The 21,542-nt window shown below is 55.3% G+C and carries 17 protein-coding genes; 10 read left to right on the top strand and 7 right to left on the bottom strand.

Annotation, left to right across the window (positions count from 1 at the left end; all coding sequences use genetic code 11):
* Positions 1-30 precede the first annotated feature (30 nt).
* A complete protein-coding gene (locus DU505_RS09715; RefSeq protein ID WP_114478781.1) occupies positions 31-894 on the bottom strand; it encodes a pirin family protein in 864 nt (287 codons plus the stop codon).
* Between the two features lie 110 nt (positions 895-1,004).
* On the opposite strand from DU505_RS09715, the gene DU505_RS09710 reads away from it, so the two are divergent.
* The 10 genes from DU505_RS09710 to DU505_RS09680 all read left to right on the top strand — a co-directional run bounded on the left by DU505_RS09710 (position 1,005) and on the right by DU505_RS09680 (position 9,524).
* On the top strand, positions 1,005-1,202 hold the full coding sequence (locus DU505_RS09710; RefSeq protein WP_114478825.1) for a hypothetical protein: 198 nt from the start codon (positions 1,005-1,007) through the stop codon (positions 1,200-1,202).
* Between the two features lie 292 nt (positions 1,203-1,494).
* Positions 1,495-2,757: a tyrosine-type recombinase/integrase gene (locus DU505_RS09705; protein ID WP_245947861.1), complete on the top strand. Its 1,263-nt coding sequence runs from the start codon at positions 1,495-1,497 to the stop codon at positions 2,755-2,757.
* Positions 2,758-3,542: 785 nt separating this feature from the next.
* Complete coding sequence (locus DU505_RS23100) at positions 3,543-3,701, top strand: hypothetical protein (RefSeq protein WP_181872783.1); 159 nt, start codon at positions 3,543-3,545, stop codon at positions 3,699-3,701.
* Positions 3,702-3,725: 24 nt separating this feature from the next.
* Positions 3,726-4,100: a hypothetical protein gene (locus DU505_RS09700; RefSeq protein WP_147273065.1), complete on the top strand. Its 375-nt coding sequence runs from the start codon at positions 3,726-3,728 to the stop codon at positions 4,098-4,100.
* Entirely contained in the window at positions 4,097-4,294 is a 198-nt protein-coding gene (locus tag DU505_RS22965; protein WP_281271455.1) for a hypothetical protein, read from the top strand. Before DU505_RS09700 ends, DU505_RS22965 begins: the two co-directional genes overlap by 4 nt.
* Complete coding sequence (locus DU505_RS22960; protein ID WP_281271454.1) at positions 4,291-4,572, top strand: ATP-binding protein; 282 nt, start codon at positions 4,291-4,293, stop codon at positions 4,570-4,572. Before DU505_RS22965 ends, DU505_RS22960 begins: the two co-directional genes overlap by 4 nt.
* A gap of 610 nt (positions 4,573-5,182) precedes the next feature.
* Positions 5,183-5,821, top strand: a complete 639-nt coding sequence (locus DU505_RS09690; protein WP_114478778.1) for a DUF2201 family putative metallopeptidase — start codon at positions 5,183-5,185, stop codon at positions 5,819-5,821.
* A 59-nt stretch (positions 5,822-5,880) separates the two neighbouring features.
* Complete coding sequence (locus tag DU505_RS09685) at positions 5,881-6,897, top strand: helix-turn-helix transcriptional regulator (protein ID WP_114478777.1); 1,017 nt, start codon at positions 5,881-5,883, stop codon at positions 6,895-6,897.
* A 33-nt stretch (positions 6,898-6,930) separates the two neighbouring features.
* Complete coding sequence (locus DU505_RS22330) at positions 6,931-7,347, top strand: hypothetical protein (protein ID WP_147273064.1); 417 nt, start codon at positions 6,931-6,933, stop codon at positions 7,345-7,347.
* Between the two features lie 377 nt (positions 7,348-7,724).
* Positions 7,725-9,524, top strand: a complete 1,800-nt coding sequence (locus tag DU505_RS09680) for a DUF726 domain-containing protein (RefSeq protein WP_114478776.1) — start codon at positions 7,725-7,727, stop codon at positions 9,522-9,524.
* 202 nt (positions 9,525-9,726) lie between these two features.
* On the opposite strand, the gene DU505_RS22325 is transcribed toward DU505_RS09680, so the two are convergent.
* The 6 genes from DU505_RS22325 to DU505_RS09650 all read right to left on the bottom strand — a co-directional run bounded on the left by DU505_RS22325 (position 9,727) and on the right by DU505_RS09650 (position 21,375).
* Positions 9,727-10,752 (bottom strand): hypothetical protein, encoded by a 1,026-nt coding sequence (locus tag DU505_RS22325; RefSeq protein ID WP_147273063.1) that lies wholly within the window; start codon positions 10,750-10,752, stop codon positions 9,727-9,729.
* Positions 10,753-10,861: 109 nt separating this feature from the next.
* Positions 10,862-14,239: a DEAD/DEAH box helicase family protein gene (locus tag DU505_RS09670; protein WP_114478774.1), complete on the bottom strand. Its 3,378-nt coding sequence runs from the start codon at positions 14,237-14,239 to the stop codon at positions 10,862-10,864.
* Entirely contained in the window at positions 14,239-14,433 is a 195-nt protein-coding gene (locus DU505_RS09665) for a hypothetical protein (protein WP_114478773.1), read from the bottom strand. The genes DU505_RS09670 and DU505_RS09665 overlap by 1 nt, the downstream gene beginning before the upstream one ends.
* Positions 14,430-15,020: an ATPase gene (locus DU505_RS09660; RefSeq protein WP_114478772.1), complete on the bottom strand. Its 591-nt coding sequence runs from the start codon at positions 15,018-15,020 to the stop codon at positions 14,430-14,432. Before DU505_RS09660 ends, DU505_RS09665 begins: the two co-directional genes overlap by 4 nt.
* Positions 15,010-18,336, bottom strand: a complete 3,327-nt coding sequence (locus DU505_RS09655; RefSeq protein ID WP_114478771.1) for a DNA methyltransferase — start codon at positions 18,334-18,336, stop codon at positions 15,010-15,012. Before DU505_RS09655 ends, DU505_RS09660 begins: the two co-directional genes overlap by 11 nt.
* Positions 18,337-18,495: 159 nt before the next feature.
* Complete coding sequence (locus tag DU505_RS09650; protein ID WP_114478770.1) at positions 18,496-21,375, bottom strand: SNF2-related protein; 2,880 nt, start codon at positions 21,373-21,375, stop codon at positions 18,496-18,498.
* Positions 21,376-21,542: the final 167 nt, after the last annotated feature.

The raw sequence follows: 21,542 nt of genomic DNA, 5'->3' as shown, positions 1-21,542 counted from the left end.
CGGCACTCGACATACCGAGCGCCTCGACCCTCACAGCGAAAGCCCCGAGCCGAACTTTCCGGCCTGATAGTCACTCACCGCCTGAGCGATCTCTTCCTGCGTGTTCATGACGAAAGGGCCATGGGAAACGACCGGCTCGCCGATGGGCTCGGCATACCCGAAGAGATGGCAGCACCGTGTCTCGGCCTCGAGGACAAGGGTATCTCCATCGTCGTTCATCTCAATCAGATGCCAGGGTTCCACGCGGTCGCCTGCCACACGTGCCTGCCCGGAAACCGCATAAAGAAACACGTTACGCCCTGACGGCGCCGGCAGTTCAGCCCGACCACCGGCGGCAAGACGAACCACCGACATGAATACTCCCGTCAACGATTCGACCGGCCCGGTTTCGCCAGCATGCTCCCCCGCGATGAGCTCGAGTGACACACGTCCCTCGTCGAGAGTTACGGCGGGTATGTCCTCCCGCTGCAGCCCCACATAGTGCGGCGCCACCATCTTCAGGCGCGAAGGCAGGTTGACCCACAGCTGCAGGATTTCGAGCGCACCGCCCCGCTGCTTGAACTCTGGCGGCGATATCTCGGCGTGCACGAGCCCCGAGCCCGCGGTCATCCACTGGACGCCGCCGGCCTCGATCACGCTCGCATGACCGCTGGAATCATGGTGCGCCAGGCTGCCCTCGAGAATGAAGGTCACCGTCTCGAAGCCACGGTGCGGATGCGGTCCGAACGGCAGCCCGGCATTGTAGGGCGCATAGACCTGCGGGCCGTGGTGATTGAGAAACAGGAACGGGTCGACCTGCGGCACGCCCGGCCCCGGCAAGGGCCGGCGAGTCTGCAGGTCACCGATATCGTCGCGATAGGCGGGATGAACCGAGGCTACGGAACGACGTTTCATCTGACCTCCCTGATGGCGGCATGCTGCCTCCAGTGTGGTACCTCGCAAAGCGCATGGCCAGGGCGATTCTGCACTATGCTTCACAGCAAGGGGCTTCAATGGAGGGCGACATGGACAAGGCCGTAATCGACGCAATCAGGGAAAAGGAGCAGCTACCTGATAGCATGACCGATAGCGAAATAGCTCAGGAATACAAAGGGACATATACCGCAGCGCGAGCCGCTGTGAGCCTGGATCATAAGCCGCTCGATCAAGTGCTCGCTGATACAATGGGTAAAATATTCCCTTTCATGAAGAGAAAAAAGTAACCTATCCAACAGCATCCTGTGATGCCAGAGAAAGCCTCTTCATAGGTGTCGGTTAAAGTATGGCCACCATAAGCTGGAAAAAGAAAAAGCCGCTGAAATCAGCGGCTTAATCGATATTCGTGGCGGAGGGGGAGTCCGTATACTGGTTATCCGATGCGATACAAAGATGACCCACAAACAATTGATATTAAATAGTTTTTAATTCCTTCTTGTCCAGTACTGCCTTATGCAGTCCTGATAAACCCTGGACCAATGTGTGGGTCAAAGTGTGGGTCAGGTTGTGGTAGGCTGCATGGCATCAAGCAGCGGCGCAACAGGGACACTCATGGGCAAGCTCACCAGCAAGGCGGTACAGAAGCTCGCGAAGGAAAGCAAGAAAGGCATGACCGGCGATGGCCAGGGGCTGTACCTCCAGATCACCGCCGGTGGGTCGGTGAGCTGGATCTACCGCTTCAAGCTACAGGGCAAGCAGCGCTACATGGGCCTGGGAAGCTTCCCAGAAACGTCCCTCGCGGAAGCCCGAGAAAGAGCATCCGAGAACCGCAAGCTCGTTAAAAGCGGAATCGATCCCATTGAAGTCGACATTGCGGAAGACCAAAGTGACGAAGCAACGCCCACCTTCACTAGCTGCGCCGCCCGGTACATCATGTCCCACCGCCGCAGCTGGCGAAACGCCAAGCATGCCCGGCAATGGGTCAGCACTTTGAAGGCTTACGCTCGGCCAGTCATCGGGAGCAAGCCTGTCGATGAGGTCACCACCCAGGACGTCCAGAAGATCCTGTCACCGATCTGGACCAGCAAGACCGAAACGGCCAAGCGGGTTCAAGGTCGGATCGAGAATGTCCTCGACTACGCGGCGGCGCATAACTACCGAGACCCCGTAAATCCGGCTCGCTGGCGTGGCCATCTCGACAAGCTGCTGGCCAGGCCTTCCCGAGTAAAGAAGGTGACCCACCACCCTGCCATGCCTTACGAGGAGGTTGCCGCCTTCATGGCTGAGCTCCAGGGCTATACCAGCATCTCCTCCAAGGCACTGCAGATTCTGATCCTGACAGCGACGCGGACCTCGGAAGTTCTTCGCTCAGAGTGGCCAGAGATCGACCTCGACAATGAGACCTGGACGATCCCAGCAGACCGGATGAAGGCGCGCCGAGAACATCGTGTGCCGCTGCCCCAGCAAGCGGTGGAACTGCTGAGCGAGCTCCCAAGGGTGAAGGGCAATTCCTATGTGTTTCCCGGCGCACGCTATGGACGCCCCCTCTCCAACATGGCCATGCTGCAGCTGATGCGCGGCATGGGCTATGGCCTGGACGGCGAGCGTGGTGACTTCGTGCCCCACGGCTTCCGCTCGAGCTTTCGCGACTGGACCGGCGAGGTCACCAGCTACCCCCGCGACGTGGCCGAAATGGCCCTGGCTCACACCATCGAGAACAAGGTGGAGGCTGCCTACCGGCGTGGCGATCTGTTCGAGAAGCGGCGAGCGATGATGCAGGAGTGGGCTGACTTCATCACTGTACACACTTCTCGCATACCTTCCATACATAGGAAATTCTAATGGTGGAGCAACAGGCTATTACTCTTAAAATTTTTTAGATAGAAATTTTCAATATAATACCACGCACAAAACTAAATTAAGCCAGTCATCAATTTACATGGTGACTGGCCCCGCATACCTAGCTTTGTCGTTTGTGTTGCTGCTCCCCGCATTGTGCACAAGCACGAGATGAGTGCCCCGGAGAGGTTACACTCCAATCACCCCAGATGTGCTCTTTGCCTCCCTTTTCTCGCTCACTACCACATCGAACACAACGTTCAATTATGTTGCATTTAACGCCTACCCTGCTCTTAGTATACTGATGCATCACTTTTTCCACGATATGATCACAGTAAACACAGGTTGATCTTTTCAAACATTCCCTTTCTCTTGGATAAACTCCATCCCCATACTTATGCTTGTTTTTTACTATGCTCTCCTTGCAATCCGGGCATGTTTTATGGAAGTAACATTCAGGCTTACCATCAATCCTTACGAATGTTCCGCCATGCATTCCAACTTTACATTTGGCACTGTTGAACACACCCTTCGCTTTTTTTAAGAAACTCACTCTTCCACCCTCATTTTCCTAGTTAAACCTATCGCCCACGTATTGCCACATCAATACTAAGGAGTCAGCACCAGATAAGAATTACAAAAAATAGAAACTCCTTAAACCAAGATTCAACCTGCATATCATCGACCAAGAATTCTTCTTACATTATATCATGCATCTCTTATTCCAAAAGTGACAAGGATAAAATCCTAGACCACTCTTATCTATCGGCCAAGCCGCGATAATCTTTATGGCTCCAGCCTGTATCCAGAGCGATACGGGCGAGATATTCCTAACTGTAGTGTCCCGGCTGATTGGCCATCAGCTGCGAGTGCACCTGCATGACGATCGCCTGGAGGTGTTCGTCGGTGGCAGTTCGTTGTTGACCCTGACCCGCGGGCGTGCCTAGGGCGGCGACCGGCATGGCCATGTGGTGAACTACCATCACGTCATTCATGCCCTGCGGCGCAAGCCGATGGCGTTGTTGCACCTGGTCTACCGTGACCAGCTGTTCCCGCGGGAGGCCTATCGACGCACCTTCGACGCCTTGCTCGCCGAGCGGAACGCCCGCTTGGCCAGTCGCTGCATGGTCGGCCTGCTGGCACTGGCCCACGAGTGGGGCTGTGAAGCGGCACTCGCTCAGCACCTGAAGGTGCTGCTCGAGGCCGGCGAGTTGCAGCAACTCGACGTTCTGCGGGAGGGCTTCGCTCCCGCCCCAGCCGAGTTCCCCCACGTCGAGGTGCGACTGGAGTCGCTGGGGATCTATGACGCGCTGATGGACCGCCCGAGGGGCGGAGGTATGGCATGAGTGCTTCCACGATAACCGATGCCACGCGGCTCACCCTGATGCTCAACGACCTGCGCCTGCCCACCCTCAAGGCCATCTGGCCACAATTCGCCGTCCAAGCCGATCAGGAGGGCTGGCCGGCGGCGAGGCTACTGGCCCCCTCGCCGAACACGAACTCACCGAGCGGGCCCGGCGCCGGCTCGAGCGCCACTTGACCGATGCCCGCCTGCCGCCGGGCAAGACCCTCGGCAGCTTCGACTTCACGGTGGTGCCGATGGTCTCCCAGGCCCAGGTGATGGCGTTGATCAGCGGCGACCGCTGGCTCGACGAGGGCGCCAACCTGATCCAGTTCGGTCCTCCTCGCGGGGGGAAGAGCCATTTGGCGGCCGCCAACGGCATCGCCCTGGTGGAGGCAGCCTACCGGCGCGGTGACCTTTTCGAAAAGCGACGGGCGATGATGCAGGAGCGGGCTGACTTCATCATCAAGCTTTGAGTTAGTACGCTGTAACAGCAGCGCGAAAAATCCTCGTGATTTCCGCATCCAGCCCATATTGATCAACCGTTTCTGACCGGCTATCCGTGTCATCGTGACAAAGAATGGGCGGTCACAGGTGCCTCCACTTCAGGCTGCTACGTGGTAGGCGAATCCTGTTGAAGGAATAGTACCGTTAGCCCACCGACGATGGCCCCAAATACAGCCCAGCCAGTACTATCAGTAAGATAGGTCATTGCCGCGAAGCCAACACCCCCAAACACAAGAACTGCCAACACCGTCCCCACGCCCGGGGAATCTCCAGCTGAAGAAGCACGACCAATTCCCCTTAGAATCACCCAAACGAAAAAGACGACGAAGACCGCGACGATGCCTAATATCCAACCCATGAGTGTACCTCCAATTTTTCTACCCTTGGATATCGGCAGCAGCTTCAGAAACTTGAGACCGCCCATCCAGGCTTGACCTTCAATGTGAGCTGCTGGTCCTGAGCACGACATCAATCACTGCCTCTGACCTTCCCCCTGGCCTAGCTCAAAACTTGCGACGTGAATTGTCGCTTCACTACACGACACTGTTGACCACCACCAAACGACAGGGCAGTGTCATCATGGCATGGATAACAAAACCTAATGACACAACGGGGCATCAGCACACAACGCGCCAAAACCGGTCCGAGGCACTTCGGCAATGGGAGGCCGACCGTCGAGATTGGCGAACTGGGCAGCCCGCCTCAGCCTTGCTGGCCGAAGGGTTGCCCATTGAGGAGGCACCCTCCGGGGTAGCTACGGCCGCCACCGATGGCTCTCGGCTCCTGGTGAACCCAAATTGGAGTGCTGGCCTTGATGACACCACGCGCCGCTTCATGCAGGCCCACCTGGTCTGGCACTGCGCAGCGGGACACTTCCGGCTTCAGCCTGCTCCCAACGCTGACCTACGCCGCTGGCACCTGGCCTGCGATCACGAGGTCAATGCCGCGCTGCTGATGCTGGGAATGCACCTGCCGCCGCAAGCGGTGCTGTTTCCCGCCTGCGTGGGAAGGCCGTTGCCAGAGGTATATGCCTGGCTCGCCGGCAACCCGCTGCTCGATGACGAACATAGCCTGGACGCCACGCCCTGGTCCGCTGGCACCACGGCGAAATCCCTCACCGATTCCTGGCCACCGCGCATCCATGAGCTGGTAAAGCGATATCTAGGCAGTCCGCAACTACCCGCACCGATGGCGTCATGGCTGCTCAATTGCTGGTGAGCGGACCTAAATCCGGTTAGGCTGTAGGCCATCTTGGCCACTCACGACAAGGACCGTCCATGTCCGAGATCCGCGATACCCTGTTCCGCTACCTGACCATGCTGCAGCTAATCCCGCGTAGCCCCGGGCGCATCTCAACGCCGGTGCTACTCGAGAAGCTTCATGAGCGTGGCTTCCAAATCGACACCCGCTCCCTGCAGCGCGATCTGCGCGACAAACTAGCCCTACACTTCCCGCTCACCTGCGACGACACCCAAAAGCCCTACCGCTGGTACTTCGACCGCGATTTTCATTGCACCCTTCCGGCCCTGGACGTGCCCAGCGCCCTCACCCTAGTGCTGGCCGAAGAGTATCTGAAAGGATTGCTGCCACCAGTAGTGGTAGGACAGCTGTCCCCGCAGTTTCGTGATGCCAGGCAGCTACTCGATGATCTAGCCGGCAACGGCCTGAGCCTATGGGCGAGGCGAGTCCGCGCCATCCCCAACGGCAAGGCATTGATTCCGGCGCCGCTGGAAGAGCGTGTGTGGCAGGCCGTTACCCAGGCCCTGCTGGAACAGAAAGCACTGGACGTGAGCTACCTGTCGCGCAGTGCAGAGGAAGAGAAACGCTTCACCTTGCACCCCCAGGGGCTGGTCAGCCGCCACAGCGTGACCTATCTGCTAGCCACGGTGAACGACTACACGGACATCCGTCAGTTTGCCCTGCACCGCTTCAGAGCCGCCATGATTAGTGACGCCCTCTGGAGGGAGGCACCCAACTTCGAGCTAGACGACTACATCCGCCGCGGCGCCTTCGGCTATAGGCAGAGCCCCGTTGACGTGACACTGATCGCCCATGTCGAGCCCCAGATGGCCTGGTTACTCGCCGAGACGCCCCTGGCAGAATCCCAGACGCTGACGCCGCTCGCCGAGAGTGACTGGCAGCGGCTGGAAGCGATCGTACCCGACGACCAGCAGACCCTGTGGTGGCTGATGGGCATGGGGGCCAGTGTCGAAGTACTGTCACCTCCCCACTGGCGTGATGAGATTCTAGAGACGGCACGAACAATCGCCGCACGTGATATGACATTCCACTGACGCTGAAGCGGAATTTACTAATAAGAGAGAAACATGACAGATCAAGACCTTCAAAAGAAAATAGAAGAGCAGGTTAAGGATCAGTTCAGAGCAGAAATCTCAGAAATGAGATTTAAAATTGAACAACAGGCTCATCTCATAGAAAAATACAAAGAAAAAATATCAATTCTTGAGAAACAGACGGCTAGAAACAAGTCACCTTCGGAAATCGAAAAAATCAAGCCAAGAAGTGAACCAAACACAAAAAAAGCCAAGAAAGAGGACAAGAGCTCACAAAGAAATTCACCAAAATATAGAAGCTGTGTCATATGCCATAGACGGTTTCGAACTAGCGAGGCAACAAGAAAAATCTGCAACATATGCCTAAAAGACGACCTAAAATCCAAGAGCAGCAGCCCGCAAAGCATAAAAGGGAGCAATTTTAAATATACTCGCGTCATCAAAAACTAAATACATGTTCCAGCTCACCCCGAGTCTGCGGCGGCAGTATCAGCTGCTGGGCATCAGCCGCTCGTCGCTGTACTACCAACACCGTCAGCAACTGATCGTTGATCTAATGTTGAGTCGTTCGACGAGTAGCACCTGCTGACGCCGGCCTGCGGGTTAGGCCAGAGGCCGTCCACCTAGACCAGTTTGGTCATCGGATCGACCGCAAGGGGACCCAGCCTCCGTGGTGACCTGTTCGAGAAGCGCTGGAAAATGATACAGAAGTGCTCTGATAGGAAAAATTTCGTCGCGACTATAAACCTACTCCTCTACCTGCCGATACTTATCAATAGGGACAGACCAGCGTGCCCAGGTACGTCAACGAAAGAAGAGGACATGATGTGATCTACTCCGTTTTGCAAGAGAGAGAACTGCCGGAACGTAAGGCAATCATCAAGCTATTGGGCTTGATTCTCTTCCAGACACCGCCAATGAATGAAAAAGAAGTCTCTTTCCTCGAAACACTATGCGCTTTTTCTGGTCTTGAGGATGATGATGTAGCCGTATCAATGCGTTTAGATATGCGAGAACGCTGGCTCTTTAGCGAGGTCATCCACGAAGTGTTATCGCTCGGCTCTCAAAAATTGCTGTTATTTCTTGCCAAGCTGGCAGAGAATTGCTTCGTTGAGAGGAAGGGTTTGTCTTTTCTTTCAAACGGAGGTGAATTAAAAACATTTATCAATGAAAGCATTGAGCCAAACATTCACCTGAGCGACAAAGCCAAGGCCGACATGGCGGCAATGACAGAAACCTTCTTCAAAACTTCCTGTGACATTTATGACTTGATATATGAAAACTCGCTTAGCAAAAAAGAGCTAGAGACGATTTCAGCCTCAGAAAAAATGTTCATGCTTAACTCCTTAAAGCTTAACGAGCTGAGCGCACCCGAAGCAACTACTTTCTTGATAGCTTTCAATGAAAGGGTGATGAAGCAGCATGACGCTTCTAGCAGTGGTGCAGAGGTTATGTTCCTGAACCACATTCTCGGCGCCTTTTATCAGCACGCTGATGTTACTCCAGATCAAGTGAATGAAGACCCCGGTTTTTCACTGATGGAAATACAACATCTGTGGCAAAAGAAACTTATACTGGTGGCCTCTCTCGCTCGTTTTGAAAAAGACGATGACCCCCTCTCCGACATGGGGATCCGTCATATGGTCAATGAGTTAGATATAGACAAGAAAGAAGTGGTTAAATCCATTTTCCCCGCTGTCATGGCCTACAAATCTTCCTGTATTGATGCCTTCAGCCGTTTGCATGATGTAAGCCGGGACGACTATGCTGCCGCCCAGAGTGGAGCTGATTACTTACGTAGAGCGCTTGCGGTCGCTGATGTGGCATCAGACTTTGTACCCGGTGTGGCGGGTCTTAAGAAAATCCATAAATGGGGAGTGCGTGCTAGCGGATTCGTAGATGATTACACGTCAGACGATGCTCGGGCTGCCGAAAAAATATTTGGCCTTCGGCACATAGTTGAAGACAATAGGTCTGGCGTGCTCAATATCTGCATTGACGGGTTTATGTCTGAGGCGTCAAAGGGACAGTTTGTTGACTGGAGGATGCCATTCGAAGCAAGTAAAGTTCCTGGTGCAATTGCAGGCTTCTCGTGGCCCTCGAGGAACTTTACGACGTCCGGCATGACATGTTGGTATGAGGCTGTGGAAAATGCCTTGATTTACGGCAATCGTCTTGCTGAAGAAATTCGGTTTTTCAAATCCTTCAATCCCGATATTAAAATCAAGCTTTATGGCCATTCGCTAGGGGCGCGTGTCATTCAAAACTCACTAGTGGCTCTGGTCGGATCTGGGTGTAAGGTGGATGAGGCCTACCTGTTCGGTGGGGCGGTGTCTCGTACCGACAAACAGCGATGGGCTGGTGCTTTACAGTCTGTAGAGGGTAAAGTTTTTAACTTTTATTCATCTAATGATGAGATATTGAATAAACTGTACCGCATGGCACAAGGTGGTGATGAACCGGCAGGCTTGGGAGAAATCGAATTCTTCAGCAGCAAAGGTGTTAGCCAGTGCGAAGTTGTCAATGTTGATGTAACATCATTAGTAGACAGGCACACTGAATACAAGCCCAACCTAGTGAACATCCTTCATCAGCTTAACCAAGTTTCAATGGATACAAGACCTTAGCGAGAAGGTGGGTCCAGGAATGTATTTCCAGCCTAACATAAAATGAAATCAACCAATGACCACAGGCGCCACTTATTGAGCTTTCAATAAATGGCGCCTGTGGGGGCTATGCCCCCATGGCTTCCGTTCGAGCTTTCGCGACTGGACCGGCAAAATCGCTGACCATAATACAGCAGCCGCCAAGTTTTCTTATAAAATATTATCAATAATAGCCAAGTTCATACATGCTGAAAAAAAGGCTATTTTTTACATCCTCGATATAAATATCAACCAACGCATCACAGTAATCATTAAATCCATCACTAGCACTCATAAGAACCGCCCTTAACTCCGACTCACTTTTTATTTCCTCCACCTCCTCACTTGTAAGTATATATTCCTCGAGCTCTGAAGCAGCCCTCAGCTTCTGATTAACAGCCATCCAGATTGATACTGACTCTGCCATTCCACCCTGGTCTCTACAGGCTTTAATTTCTTCAATCTTTTCCCAGCGACTTCTTGCCATACTTTTAGTCACCATCGGGTTATCAGCATGCTCAGAAACATCCTTGCAAGACGCTAAGCTTGGATTTTCTAAGCACCTATCAACTCTATCTTTCTTATTGTTAAATGCTGCATCCAGCTCTCCTGAAAACATTTCAATCACAGATAGCGCAAATTCAGAATAATAACACGCAGGAAGTTCATTTTTACCCGAGCCACGAATCATCGACTGGCACGCATTCGCTTTTGTCTGAATATTTTTTGCCAGTTTCTCTTTAGCCAAGTCTTCGTCTGTAGTAGGAGTAGGCGCCTCATTCCCTTTTTTTCTTGCGGCCCCATATGGATACGTAGTGCCAGAATTATTAACATGGGAATATGCCAGAACCGCCATGTAAGAAATATTTTCCTTACACTCTGATTTTGAAAAAAACCCTCCTCCCAAACCTATATCCTCACATGCTTTTTCCGCCTCAGCCTCAAAAAACCTTTCAACTCCCCCAGACACTCTGCTTGCAGGGCGGATAGCCTCAGAGGCCGTCAGCTCTCTATACTGCTCCGCCTTAGTCAAACACCTATCAGGAACACTACTTACACTATCTTCAATAATTTCTGCACAACTTTTTTCAACCTCTACTTGCGACTCATACTCCCTCTCTGCTTCATCTATTGCTTGATCACGTGTAGACGCATGGCCTTCCATCACAAAAACTGACAGCGCAATTAAAGGCAGAATCTTACAAATCACGAACAACTCCAGAAACAACTTTGGTTATCAGGTAAAAAATCAAGCTTTCTGTTTACGCCTGCCCCGGGCGCTATCCTACAGAGGTTACCAACAAGACAGGTAAAATGAGTCATGGTTGAAGCTCCACCTCTGCGGTCGATTTTCCGGCAACCACCTGCATCAGGCTGTCCAGATAGTTGGAATCTGACATGAACAGCACGTGCTTGGCACGCAGCTCCTCTGTGGTCATCCCCCAGTGGCTTACTATCCATTCTCGCGTGGTACTGGAAGGCGCCAGGATGACGCTTTCCAGCTCAACGTGCTCACTCTTCAGGCGCCGCTCCACATCCTTTATTCGCTCCCCAAACTCGATCTTCTCGTCCTTCGGCCCGGTATGGCGGAGCCCATGGGGGTCGACGAAGACGATACGCTGGCGGTCGTCCTGCACATGCCAGAGGATGAAATCGGGGTAGAACCCCCCCGCTTCAAAGAAGCCGATTCCCTGCTTGACCAGGTTACGCAGCAGGTAGAGCTGCTCGCCACGTTCCCCTATCGCCTGATGGTTTCGCTCCAGCCACCCTTTCAGATCTTCAACGAAGCGAAACTCGCTGTCGTTGAGGGCAACGGGCTCGACGCGGATACGGCTGTCCTTGCCCAGGTGCAGCAGCGGATTGTAGAGATGGGCACCGATTTGCACGGCGCTGATGCCATTGGACTTGGACGAACGATAGATCGCCTGACGCTGCTTTTCGATGGCCTCCTTCATCTGTTTGATGTCGTCGATCAACGCCGATTCGCTACCGTCGACAATCAGCTGATACTCCTTGGTATCCGGCAGGTTGCCTCGGGCATCCTCGAGCGCGACCAGCTCCATGCGCGGCTCCAGGTAGGCTCGGCGGTGGTAGTTGAAGACCCGGTCCATCAGCAGCGACAGGAGCTCCAGCGCCATGCTCTGGTAGCGTTGGAAGTTGTCGGCATGCAGCTTCCACTGGTCCTTGGGGACCAGCAGCGTGTACCACACCTGGCTCTTCAGCAGCGCCGGGAGTCGGCCAGAATCGATCAGCAGGTTGGCGTAGCCGCGGGCGCGGCGGTAGCGCTCCATGTCCCGCTCCAGGGCAGCCATGTCCAGGAACAGTAGGCGGTCGTCATCGAAGTAGCGCTCGTGCTGTTTGGCCTGGCCGGGCTTGGCCATTACGTCCTTCACGCCCGAAGCCTGCAGACTTTCGACCCGGGGGTAGCGGTCGAGCTCTATCTTGCGCTCCTTGAGCACGATATCAGGCGTCAGGCCCAGCTCATGACGGAAACCACTACCGACGGTAGCCACAGGGTGCCCGAAGCGCACCAGGGGGCCGTCGCGGTGAAAGCTGTAAGCCTGCTTGGTGTCCTGTCGGACCTTGGGACGCAGCATCTTCAGCGACTTGCCCACGTCCTCCATCACGTTCAGCTTGAGCGTATGGATCTCAGGCTGGTCATTGCCCGGCAGGCCTTCGTCCTCCAGGAAATCCCGGAAGGTCGCCATGAAGTCGGCGCCAACGCCGAATACGTTGAGGGTCTCCAGCAGATAGAGGTGCTTCGGTGCCAACACCGGATCGAGCCGGCTGGAGCGCATTAGGCTCATGTCGCGGCCTTTCAAACGCACGCCGCGGCCGAACAGCTGAATGATCTGCGAGCCCTCCTTCTTGCCGGTGTTCATCAGTCCCATGCTGGAGACTCTCCAGCAGTTCCAGCCCTCGATGAACTTCTTGGAGCCGATCAGCAGGTTGACCGGTGAGCTCTCACGAGTGACCTCGGCGAAGATAGGATTGGCCAGCTCAGACTTGCGGACCTGAAGGTGTTGGATCTTCCGATCCTCGAGGTGCTCAGCCAGACCCAGCGCATCGCCCACATTGATCAGGCCAAAGGGCTTCTCTGCCTCCCCCACCTTCAGCAAAAGCTCGCCAGAGTCACCGGTGATGCGATCTACGTTCAGCGTGCCGCCGCCCGGGGCATGGAAGGTATGGGTGAGGATGTCGCGGTAGAGCTCCTCAACGGATGGCCCCTGCGCCTTAAGCCAGGGGAAGCTGCCCGAGAAGATCTCATTGCCTTGCTTGTCGATCAGGCCAGTACTGGCCGCATCACCCTCATAAACGGCGCTGAGTGCCCGGCGGGCCTCGTCCTTCTCTCCGAGGAACCAGGCCAGAAATCCCAGGACCTGGGCGATATCGGAAGCACGATCCTTGTAGTTCTTGGCGGTCTCCTTGCTGCCGTCGTCCTTGACCACGCTGGCCCCCACGAACACCCACAGGGGCGCGGCCAGGTTCCACTGGGTCAGCTGGCCATGCTCCTCCTGGTAATAGCGCTGCTGCTGGTAGAAGGCCAGCAGTGCCGCCGTGAGATAGGTGTAGCGCTGCTGTGTCTCCTTCTCCGGAAGGTTGAAGATTCGGTAATCCTTGCCGTACCCATCTTCGTAGAAGTAGCGGTAGCCGTAATCGAACAGGATGCCCTTGGCGTAGGTCTCCTCCACCGCAGCATCCTTGGCGGCCACCACGGCCTCCTTGAAGGTGGCCGAGTACTCGAAGGTAAAGCCACGCCCGGCCAGCTTGTTGCGATGCGACAGCCACCCCTTCTCTTCGCTCGCCGATCCCAGTCCGCGGTGCCCTTCATCGACCAGCAGCAGGTTGCCATCGCCGAAGCTGTCCACCGCCATGGTCTTCTTGCCCTGCTCGATGCCGAGCTTGGTGATCTCGGTCACCGCAACGCGGCTCAGCGATTTCCGCTCGCCGCTGAACAGGTCACCACCGTCCTGGCTCAGGCGCTCCGCCTCCAGGCTGGAGTCACGGCACTCAAGCAGGTGCTGCTCGCTGAGGCGCTCATTGGGCGTAATCAGAATGATCTGGCCGTAGTCGGCAATCCGATGGTGCTCACGGGCATAATGACGGAACTGACGCACGTTAGTGTGCATAAGCAGGGTCTTGCCTGAGCCCGTGGCGTTCTGCAGGCACAGCTTGTTGAGGTCATCATCCTCATAGGGGCCGATGCCTGTCTGGTAGCCCTGTCCCTGCCAGTAGCTATTGAACCGTTCGACCTGGCAGTTGAGGCTGGCCTTGAGCGCCTCGCGATCGCGGAAATACTCGTGGAGATATATCTCGACGAACAGCAGAGTCAGCCACTGGAAGTATTTCCAATCGACCTCGGTTTCGCGCTGCTGGTTGAGCGCATCGGTATGCTCAACGATGTTGGCGTCGAAACGCTTCAGATCCTCCTCACCGTACTTCCAGGTGGGCTGATAGCTACCCAGCAAGGCATGGAGATAGTGATGGTGGCGATCACCGGTCAGCCCGGGATCACTCTCCTTGAGCGTCTTGCTGAGCAGGGTAATCGGACGCACTCGGCTGCCGCCGTCCCGGTACTGCTCCAGCGGGTCGATACCGAAGCGCGCCAGCACCCACTGGTTGAGCACCAGTTTCTTGAGGAAGTCGCTTTTGGCACTGAGCTGCTGGATCTTGGTCTGGCGTGGCCTACCTGCCATCAGTGCGACTCCTGGTCCTGTTCATCCTGCTCGCCCACTCGCTTCGTAGGCGCATCTTCACCCACCAGCACGGGCTTGCCGTCTTGCCAGATCACGGCGTACTGGCCGAGGCGACGCTTACGCTCCAAGGTGTCGGCGACTGCAGTACGGAGGCTATCGAGCATCTCCTGAGTATCCGGTGCCAGCTGAGTCATGGCCGTGCCTCCTTGACGAGTAGGTTGTAGTGGCGATCATCGAGAATATGGCGCTCGTACCCGGTCTGTTCAAAGACCGGCTCCGGGGTGCCGCCGGCATTCATGAAGCAGCGCGCACGGGAAACGCAGGGCGCGTAGAGCGTCAGCAGGTTATGCAGGCTGCGTGGGAAGCGGCGCTGAATGTCCTTCAGTGGGATATTGTGGCCACCATGAGATACCCGCTCTGCCACACGCAGACGTGACATCTCCGTCGAGGGGAGTGCCAGGTAGACCAGCTCGACGCGCCAGCCCTTATCGAGCAGCCGCTTCACCAGGCTCAGATAGCCACGCCCCGAAAGCGTCGTCTCGAAAGCGAAATCATCGCCCTCCTCGATCGCGTCTTCTATCTCACGTAGGAATATCCTGCTGGCGGCGAGCAGCTCCCGCTCAGGAGCCAATGGCGACAGTCCGGCAGCGATCAGGTCGGCGTTGATGAACCGCGCACACTTGGCCACCTGGGGGAGGTAGTGAAGCGCAAACGTCGTCTTGCCAGCCCCGTTTGGGCCGGCAACGATCCAGCAGGTAGGGGATCTGGCTTCAGAGATCATCGTCACATCCCTCCCACATACGGGCATGGAAGGTCTCTTCCAGGCTGTGCACTCGGCTGCGCGCACTGCCGGTTAGATTCAAGCCGTGCGGTCCGTTGATGTAGATGGCATCGAACTCACTATCGGTGGTGCCGATCTTGTATTTCGCCAGCAGCGCCTCCAGCACCGCGGCATCCTTCTCGGGGTCGTCGGTCAGTTTGCGCCACACCACCAGCACCTTGGCCAGATCCTCGTCGCTGCCCGGGATACGGCGCACGTGCCCTTCCACCTGGCGAATCCAGAAGGCGCCATCCTCATTCTCTTTCAGGCCTTCTGCCTTGAGCCGCGTATTCTGGTCCTCCGGCAGCTCTGGGTCCTCCTCACGCTTGAATCGGGCGACATAGGTACGCGGCTTGTCGAGGTGAGTGACATGCAGGCCGATCAGCCAGTTGAACGTCTCGACCAGATCGACAGCCGTTTCGCGGGTCTCGTCGCTGCCGGGCTGCTTGACCTTCAGCGTGTAGCCTTCAGGGTCACGGAACCACTCGGTATTGAGTAGGCAGGCCGAGCCGCGGGTTTCCACGTCGAGCAGGTACTTGAGGGTGTAGTCGCGGCGCAGCTCAGGGTTCTGTTCCATCAGCGCATCGCGCTGGGGGTTATCGTCAAGCTCGAGATTGTTTAAGGTGTCGTCGTAGCTTTCAAGCCGAAAATATTTAAAAGCATGAGACAGCCCCCCTAATTCACCATGATCATCCTTTTTAGGGGCCTGATCCCTCCAGCTTGATGAGTAAACTGCCTTATGAATTCTAGGCTTCATCACCGAATCAAAATGCTCACCCATTTCGATCAAGGCGTATTTAATTTTTTTACCGCTCCCCCTGCTTTCCTCAATGACCCCATGGGCAGTTGACCCAGACCCAGCAAAATAATCTAATATAAATTTAGAATCTTTTACAATAGATGCGATATGCCGCATCAACCCAATAGGCTTAGGGTAGTCTGGATACGGGACGCCCATGTGATCAAGAAGTGAGCTGGTAGACTGTGTTGTGCCTACCTTTTGTATCAATGAAGTTATATGCCCATGGTCTTTGCTTCTTTTTTTCTTTGACTCAATTGCACCATTCTTTGTCAAGTAGAACACTGTCTCTTGACCCTTGTTGTCATATACTGGATTCAACCCAGACTCAATAAACTGCAAAAGTAAAGTTTTGGAGCTCCACCCAGACCTTGCTTTGACTTCACGAGAAAGCTTCCAATCATTGACTTCCACATCAACACTGTACTTTGGCCATGTTATATCGTCATTTTTTAGAAAAAAGTCCTGTTCATTTGATGGAAAGCCTACTGGCAGGATGACATCACCAGGAGGGTTTTTGGGACCATTTTTTACTATTGTGTTGACAATATTATCATTAAACAGCTTGCTATCTTCACTAGCCCAACCCTCTATTGCGCTTGGATAAGGCAAGTGGTCTCTATTCTTTGAATAAAACAAAATGTACTCATGCGCAAGCTTGACCTTGGCTTGATTGTCAAAGTTACCATCTGTCTTCCAGACGAATTCGCTAACAAAATTATTTTCACCAAATATATTCTCGACAACTCTAGACAGATTTTTAAATTCATTCTCATCACAACTAGAGAAGAAACCGCCTGATTCCCTTAAAAATTCATGAGAATTGGAAATTCGATCATAAACCATAGACAACCAGCTAGATGACTGGTATCCATCCTTGTAAATAAAGTCATCCTTACCTGTATTATAGGGCGGATCAATGTAAATTGTATCAACAGAGCTTCGAAGGCTACTAGCCATGAGCCTAGATGCATGAAATGAATCTGATTGAACTAAAACGCCGTCTAGGCAATCACCTTCACCATACGACAAATTAGAAATCTCATATTTGAGGCTCTTTGGGAGCAAAGCCGTATCAACCATGAGAAACCGGTATTTCTCATTTTTCACAAGCTCACTCACACTCTTGCTGCTCAAATCACCATCAAGCTCATCCAAGTTTATAGCGTAAAAATCCACCCATTGCTTACGCTGCAATTCTTGCTGAAAAATCTCATACAAAATCTCTTCTCTTCCTTCAAGCTTGTCAAGCGTGAGACAGTAATCAGCCTCTTTAACAAACTTCCTCTTGAGCCAAAGCTTTTTCTGAAAATTCTCCAACTGTGCCAGAAAGGTAATAATCTGCTTGGCAATCTTGCGCAGCACCTGAACTTTCTTTAGCTGCTGTTCGACGATCAGCACACCGGCATTGTCAATATCGTCCAGGCGCAGAATCTCGTTCTTGATGTAGAAGTCCAGCTCCCGGGAGAGGAAGCCGCCCAAGTCCTTGTGGATAAAGTAATCCATGGTGTTGCGGCCGGTGTACTGCTGCAGGTACTTACCCAGCAAAGTACGCTCTCTCTGCTTGTCTGTTGGCGCCTTGGTTGCCAGCCCATCTCGGAAGGCGGCAACCCCATCTGTGGTACGAAGCGACGCCATGATGACGTCTTCCGCATCCTCGAGCAGTTTCTTCTGCCAGGTGCTACTCTGGCCCGTTTTCTCCGGGTCCGGCCGATACTCGAACTGCAGTACCAGATCGGCTCCATCCGGACGCACCGGCTCATCGCGATGGATGATGAAGTAGCGCTCAGTGCTTTCCTTCACATCGTTATGTTCGCCTTCGGTGGCGTCAACTACTCGAAGATGAACCTTGTAAGCATTTTGTACAACACCGAGATCCAATGAAGGCTGTAGCCCTCTTCGTTTCATCTCTTTCTGAATGGCTTTTCCGAGCTCAAAAGTAAAGTTTGAGAGTGTCTCAGAAGACTTTACGTAGTACTGGTCCTTGTTGGCCCAGTGGAGGTAGACCTCGCGCCCATCGTAGGGCACCGCATAGGGGGCGGCCCGGCTGTCGTTCTCGGCGACATGGTGGCGACGACTCATGAAGTCGCCCTTGTCGTAGTAGCGCGAGAAGAAGCGGTAGAGATGGTCGTAGATGTCCGCCGAGGCGTTCTGCTCGCGTTTGGCGACATCGTAAGCGGCCCGCGCCTGCTTCACCGACGGGGCGCTATCCGGGTCCGGAGCGCCCAGTTCTTCGGCCTGACGGCGCTTCTCCTCGATCACCTCGCGCATCGAAGCCAGCTGCTGGTCGCCCTGCTCCGCAAACGCATCCTCGATGGCCTGGGCCAGATCCTCGCGGATAAACCGAGAAAGCTGGTCGCTCTTGGCGTGCATGATGCGATAGAGCCCGAAATCCAGCTCCGGCTTGTCGAGCTGGAAGAGCTCATGAAGCAGCTTGATGAAGCGTTCCTTGCGATCGTCCGCGGTGGTAACAGCCATAGACCCTTTCTCGTTCTCTCTCGATACGCCAAAAAATATCGGAATATCAGAATATTGCGCGAAAAAACTGGGTTGGCCAGATAGCACAACCCATCACAGTTCATTTGGCGGTGATGATACCGGCCGGACCTGCATCCGTCATGCTTAGCCGGCCTCGGTTTACTCCAACTCCCAGCGGATACGAAACAACCGATGGGACTGACTCTTGCGGTGCATCTGGCGCTCCAGGGCATCGATGAGCGCGTCTCGCTTCTCCTCGATCTCGTCCTGCACGTCGAAGATCGCCTGACGGTCGCGGCGCAGCTGCCGCTCGAGGGTTTTCAGTGCTTCCTGCGCCACCTTCTGTTCCTCAAGGGTCTCGGCGGTACGTGAGCGACGCTTGGCGTCCTTGATCTTCGCGCGGGTGTCCTCCAACTGCGCCTCGCTGGAGGCGATCTGGTCATCGGCCCAGGCCTCCAGCTTGTCGCGCTCGCGCTGGAAGTAGGTATGGTTCTCCTCCAGTACGCGGCTTAGGGTGGCATCCAACTGCCGCCTGGCGAGCGCTGAGAGCGCTTCAGGCGGCTCTGAGCTGGCTTCCTGAACAACCTCGCCCTCTACATTGAAGAGTCGCTCACAGGCCTCCTGGTCGAGATGTGTGCCATCGTCAGCAAGGGCGGTGAAGACCAGGTGCTCCTCATGCTGGAAGCTGTCCAGCTCTAGCAGATTCAGCTCCAGCCACCCACTACGAGTGATGAGCTGTTCGAGTACCGAGATTCGCAGCGGGTGGTCCGATAGCAGGAAGCGCAGCGTGGCAGCCGGCGTCTCCCGACGGCGCCCGCTATCGAGGACATGCTCGCCCAGCGGATGGGTCAGCCGGTAGACGTGGGCATGCTCGGGCGGCTTGATGCCCTTCCCCTTGCGAATCAGCCAGTAGTCACCGGCAGGCACGCTCTGTACCGGGGAAGCCTCCAAGTGAAAGGTCAGGCTGCTGTCGTTGAATTTGGCCTGTTCTTCCAGGCAGTGCCGGGTCAGCTTCCAGAAGAGCTTACCGGTGCGGTCTAGCTGAGCCTCGGCCTTGTCGCGCTGAACGCGCAGCAGGTCGTGGATCTGTTCGTCGAAATGCTCGAGCAGCTTGCTCTCCGTCTCCTTCATGCGGGCATCGATATCAGTCTCCAGCTGCTCGCGCAGCTCGGCGAAAGCCGCCTCGATGGCGGTCGGCGTGCGGCATGTGGCATAGATATCGGCGATGCGCTTCTCGACATCCACGCCAGACTCCAGCCGACCGAGAATCTCATCGGAGGCGCCGAACAGGCCATCGAACAGCTGGAATTTCTCGCTCAGCAGCTCGAGCACGCGCTTGTCGGCCTCGTTACGCTGGTTGAGGAAGTTGACCACCACCACATCGAACTGCTGGCCGTAGCGGTGACAGCGGCCTATGCGCTGCTCCACACGCTGAGGGTTCCAGGGCAGGTCGTAGTTCACCACCAGGTTGCAGAACTGAAGGTTGACGCCTTCGGCGGCCGCCTCGGTAGCCACCAGGATCTGCGCCTTGTCTCGGAAGTGGTCGATGATGGCAGTACGGCGGTCGATAGCGGGACTGCCCGTCACACGGTCGCTGCCAGCATGCTCCGCAACCCAGCGCTGGTAGATACCCGTAACCCCGGGGCTGTTGTTGGTGCCGCTGAAGGTCACAACCTGATCGGCAAAGCCGTTCCGCTCCAGAAACCGGCTTAGGTACTCCAGAGTGCGCCGGGATTCGGTGAACACCACCGCCTTGCGCGGCGCCCCCATCTCATCCATGCGAGAAAAGCCGGTTTCCAGCGCGGTGACCAGCGCATGGGACTTGGCATCCTCGTGAATCCCCCGAGCCAGGCTCAGATACTGCTCGATTTCGGCGATCTCACCCTGCAAGCGAGTGAGATTGACCTCTTGTTCCAGATACGGGGTATCGGCCTCCTCCACTTCATCGGTTTCCGCAGCTTCCAACAGCTCCTCATCGAGCGACTCATCGGCCAGCAGCCGCTCCAGCCAGTCCTGTTCGACCTGGTGACGGTTCTGCAACGACTCGAGTCGCTCCTTGAGGGTCTCCAGCGTCTGGATAATGGCCGTGGTAGAGGACGCCAACAGCTTGCGTATGACCAGTGTCACGAGGTGGCGTTGTCGCGTGGGCACGCCATAGCTGTCTTCCCGCGCCAAGTAGCCGGATACCAGATGGTAGAGCCGTTGCTCATCCTGGGACGGGGTGAAGGGGATCGTTAGCGCCTTGCGCTCTGTGTACTGCACATACTCCAGCACCTGGCGGCGCAGGGTGCGTTTGGCAAATTCATCTAGCCGGCGTCGCAGACCCTCGATGTCATTACCACCACGCATGAACTGGCGGCGGAAGCTAATCGCGTCCCCAAACAGCTGGTCATCGATCACCGTGGAGAGTCCGTAGAGCTCAAGCAGTGAGTTCTGCAATGGCGTGGCGGTGAGCAGCAGCTTTCGGCTGCCGGCGAAGGCACGCTTGATGGCCTGCCCGGTGCGATGACTCTCGCGGTGGGCATTACGCAGCTTGTGGGCCTCGTCGATCACCACCAGATCCCAGGGGATGGTACGCAGCTGAGGTTCCAGCTTGGCCGCGAAGTGGTAGGACATCACGCTAATGGCGTCCTGATCCAGCGGATCGTAAATCCCCTGATCACGCTGCTGCTTGTAGGTGCGGGCATCCAGCACCTGGGTAGGCAAGTGGAACTTCTCGGCCAGCTCGGTCGCCCACTGCTTGCGCAGGGCGGCCGGTGCGATCACCAGCAAGCGACGCCGACGCTCTGCCCAGTACTGGCAAATCACCAGCGCCGCTTCGATGGTCTTACCCAGCCCCACCTCATCAGCGAGCAGAACCCCCTTGGTCAGCGGGTTCTGCAGGGCGAACAGAGCCGCATCGATCTGATGCGGGTTGAGATCGACTGAGGCGTCGAACAGCGATGCTGCCAGACGATCCACGTCTCCCCCCCTGCGCTGGCGAGTGAGCTCGTAGGCGAAGTATTTGGCGTGGTAGTCGGTGATGCGCTCGGTGGTCATCCCTGCCCCTACAATTATTCAGATTTTTGTAACACTCTGTGCTGTATAGCGGGAAGGATCAAGTCCTCCTTGGTGCATTGCCAATCAACAAAAGCGCTTTGCCGATTTGGAGGCCACACACTATTCCTTTGCAAACCCTAGCGATTCGCATTAACTTTAGAAGGTTA

The sequence above is a fragment of the Billgrantia montanilacus genome, assembly GCF_003336675.1.
Taxonomy (GTDB): domain Bacteria; phylum Pseudomonadota; class Gammaproteobacteria; order Pseudomonadales; family Halomonadaceae; genus Halomonas; species Halomonas montanilacus.
Note: the sequence above shows the minus strand (reverse complement) of the source record. Positions and strands in the feature narration are given on the sequence as shown.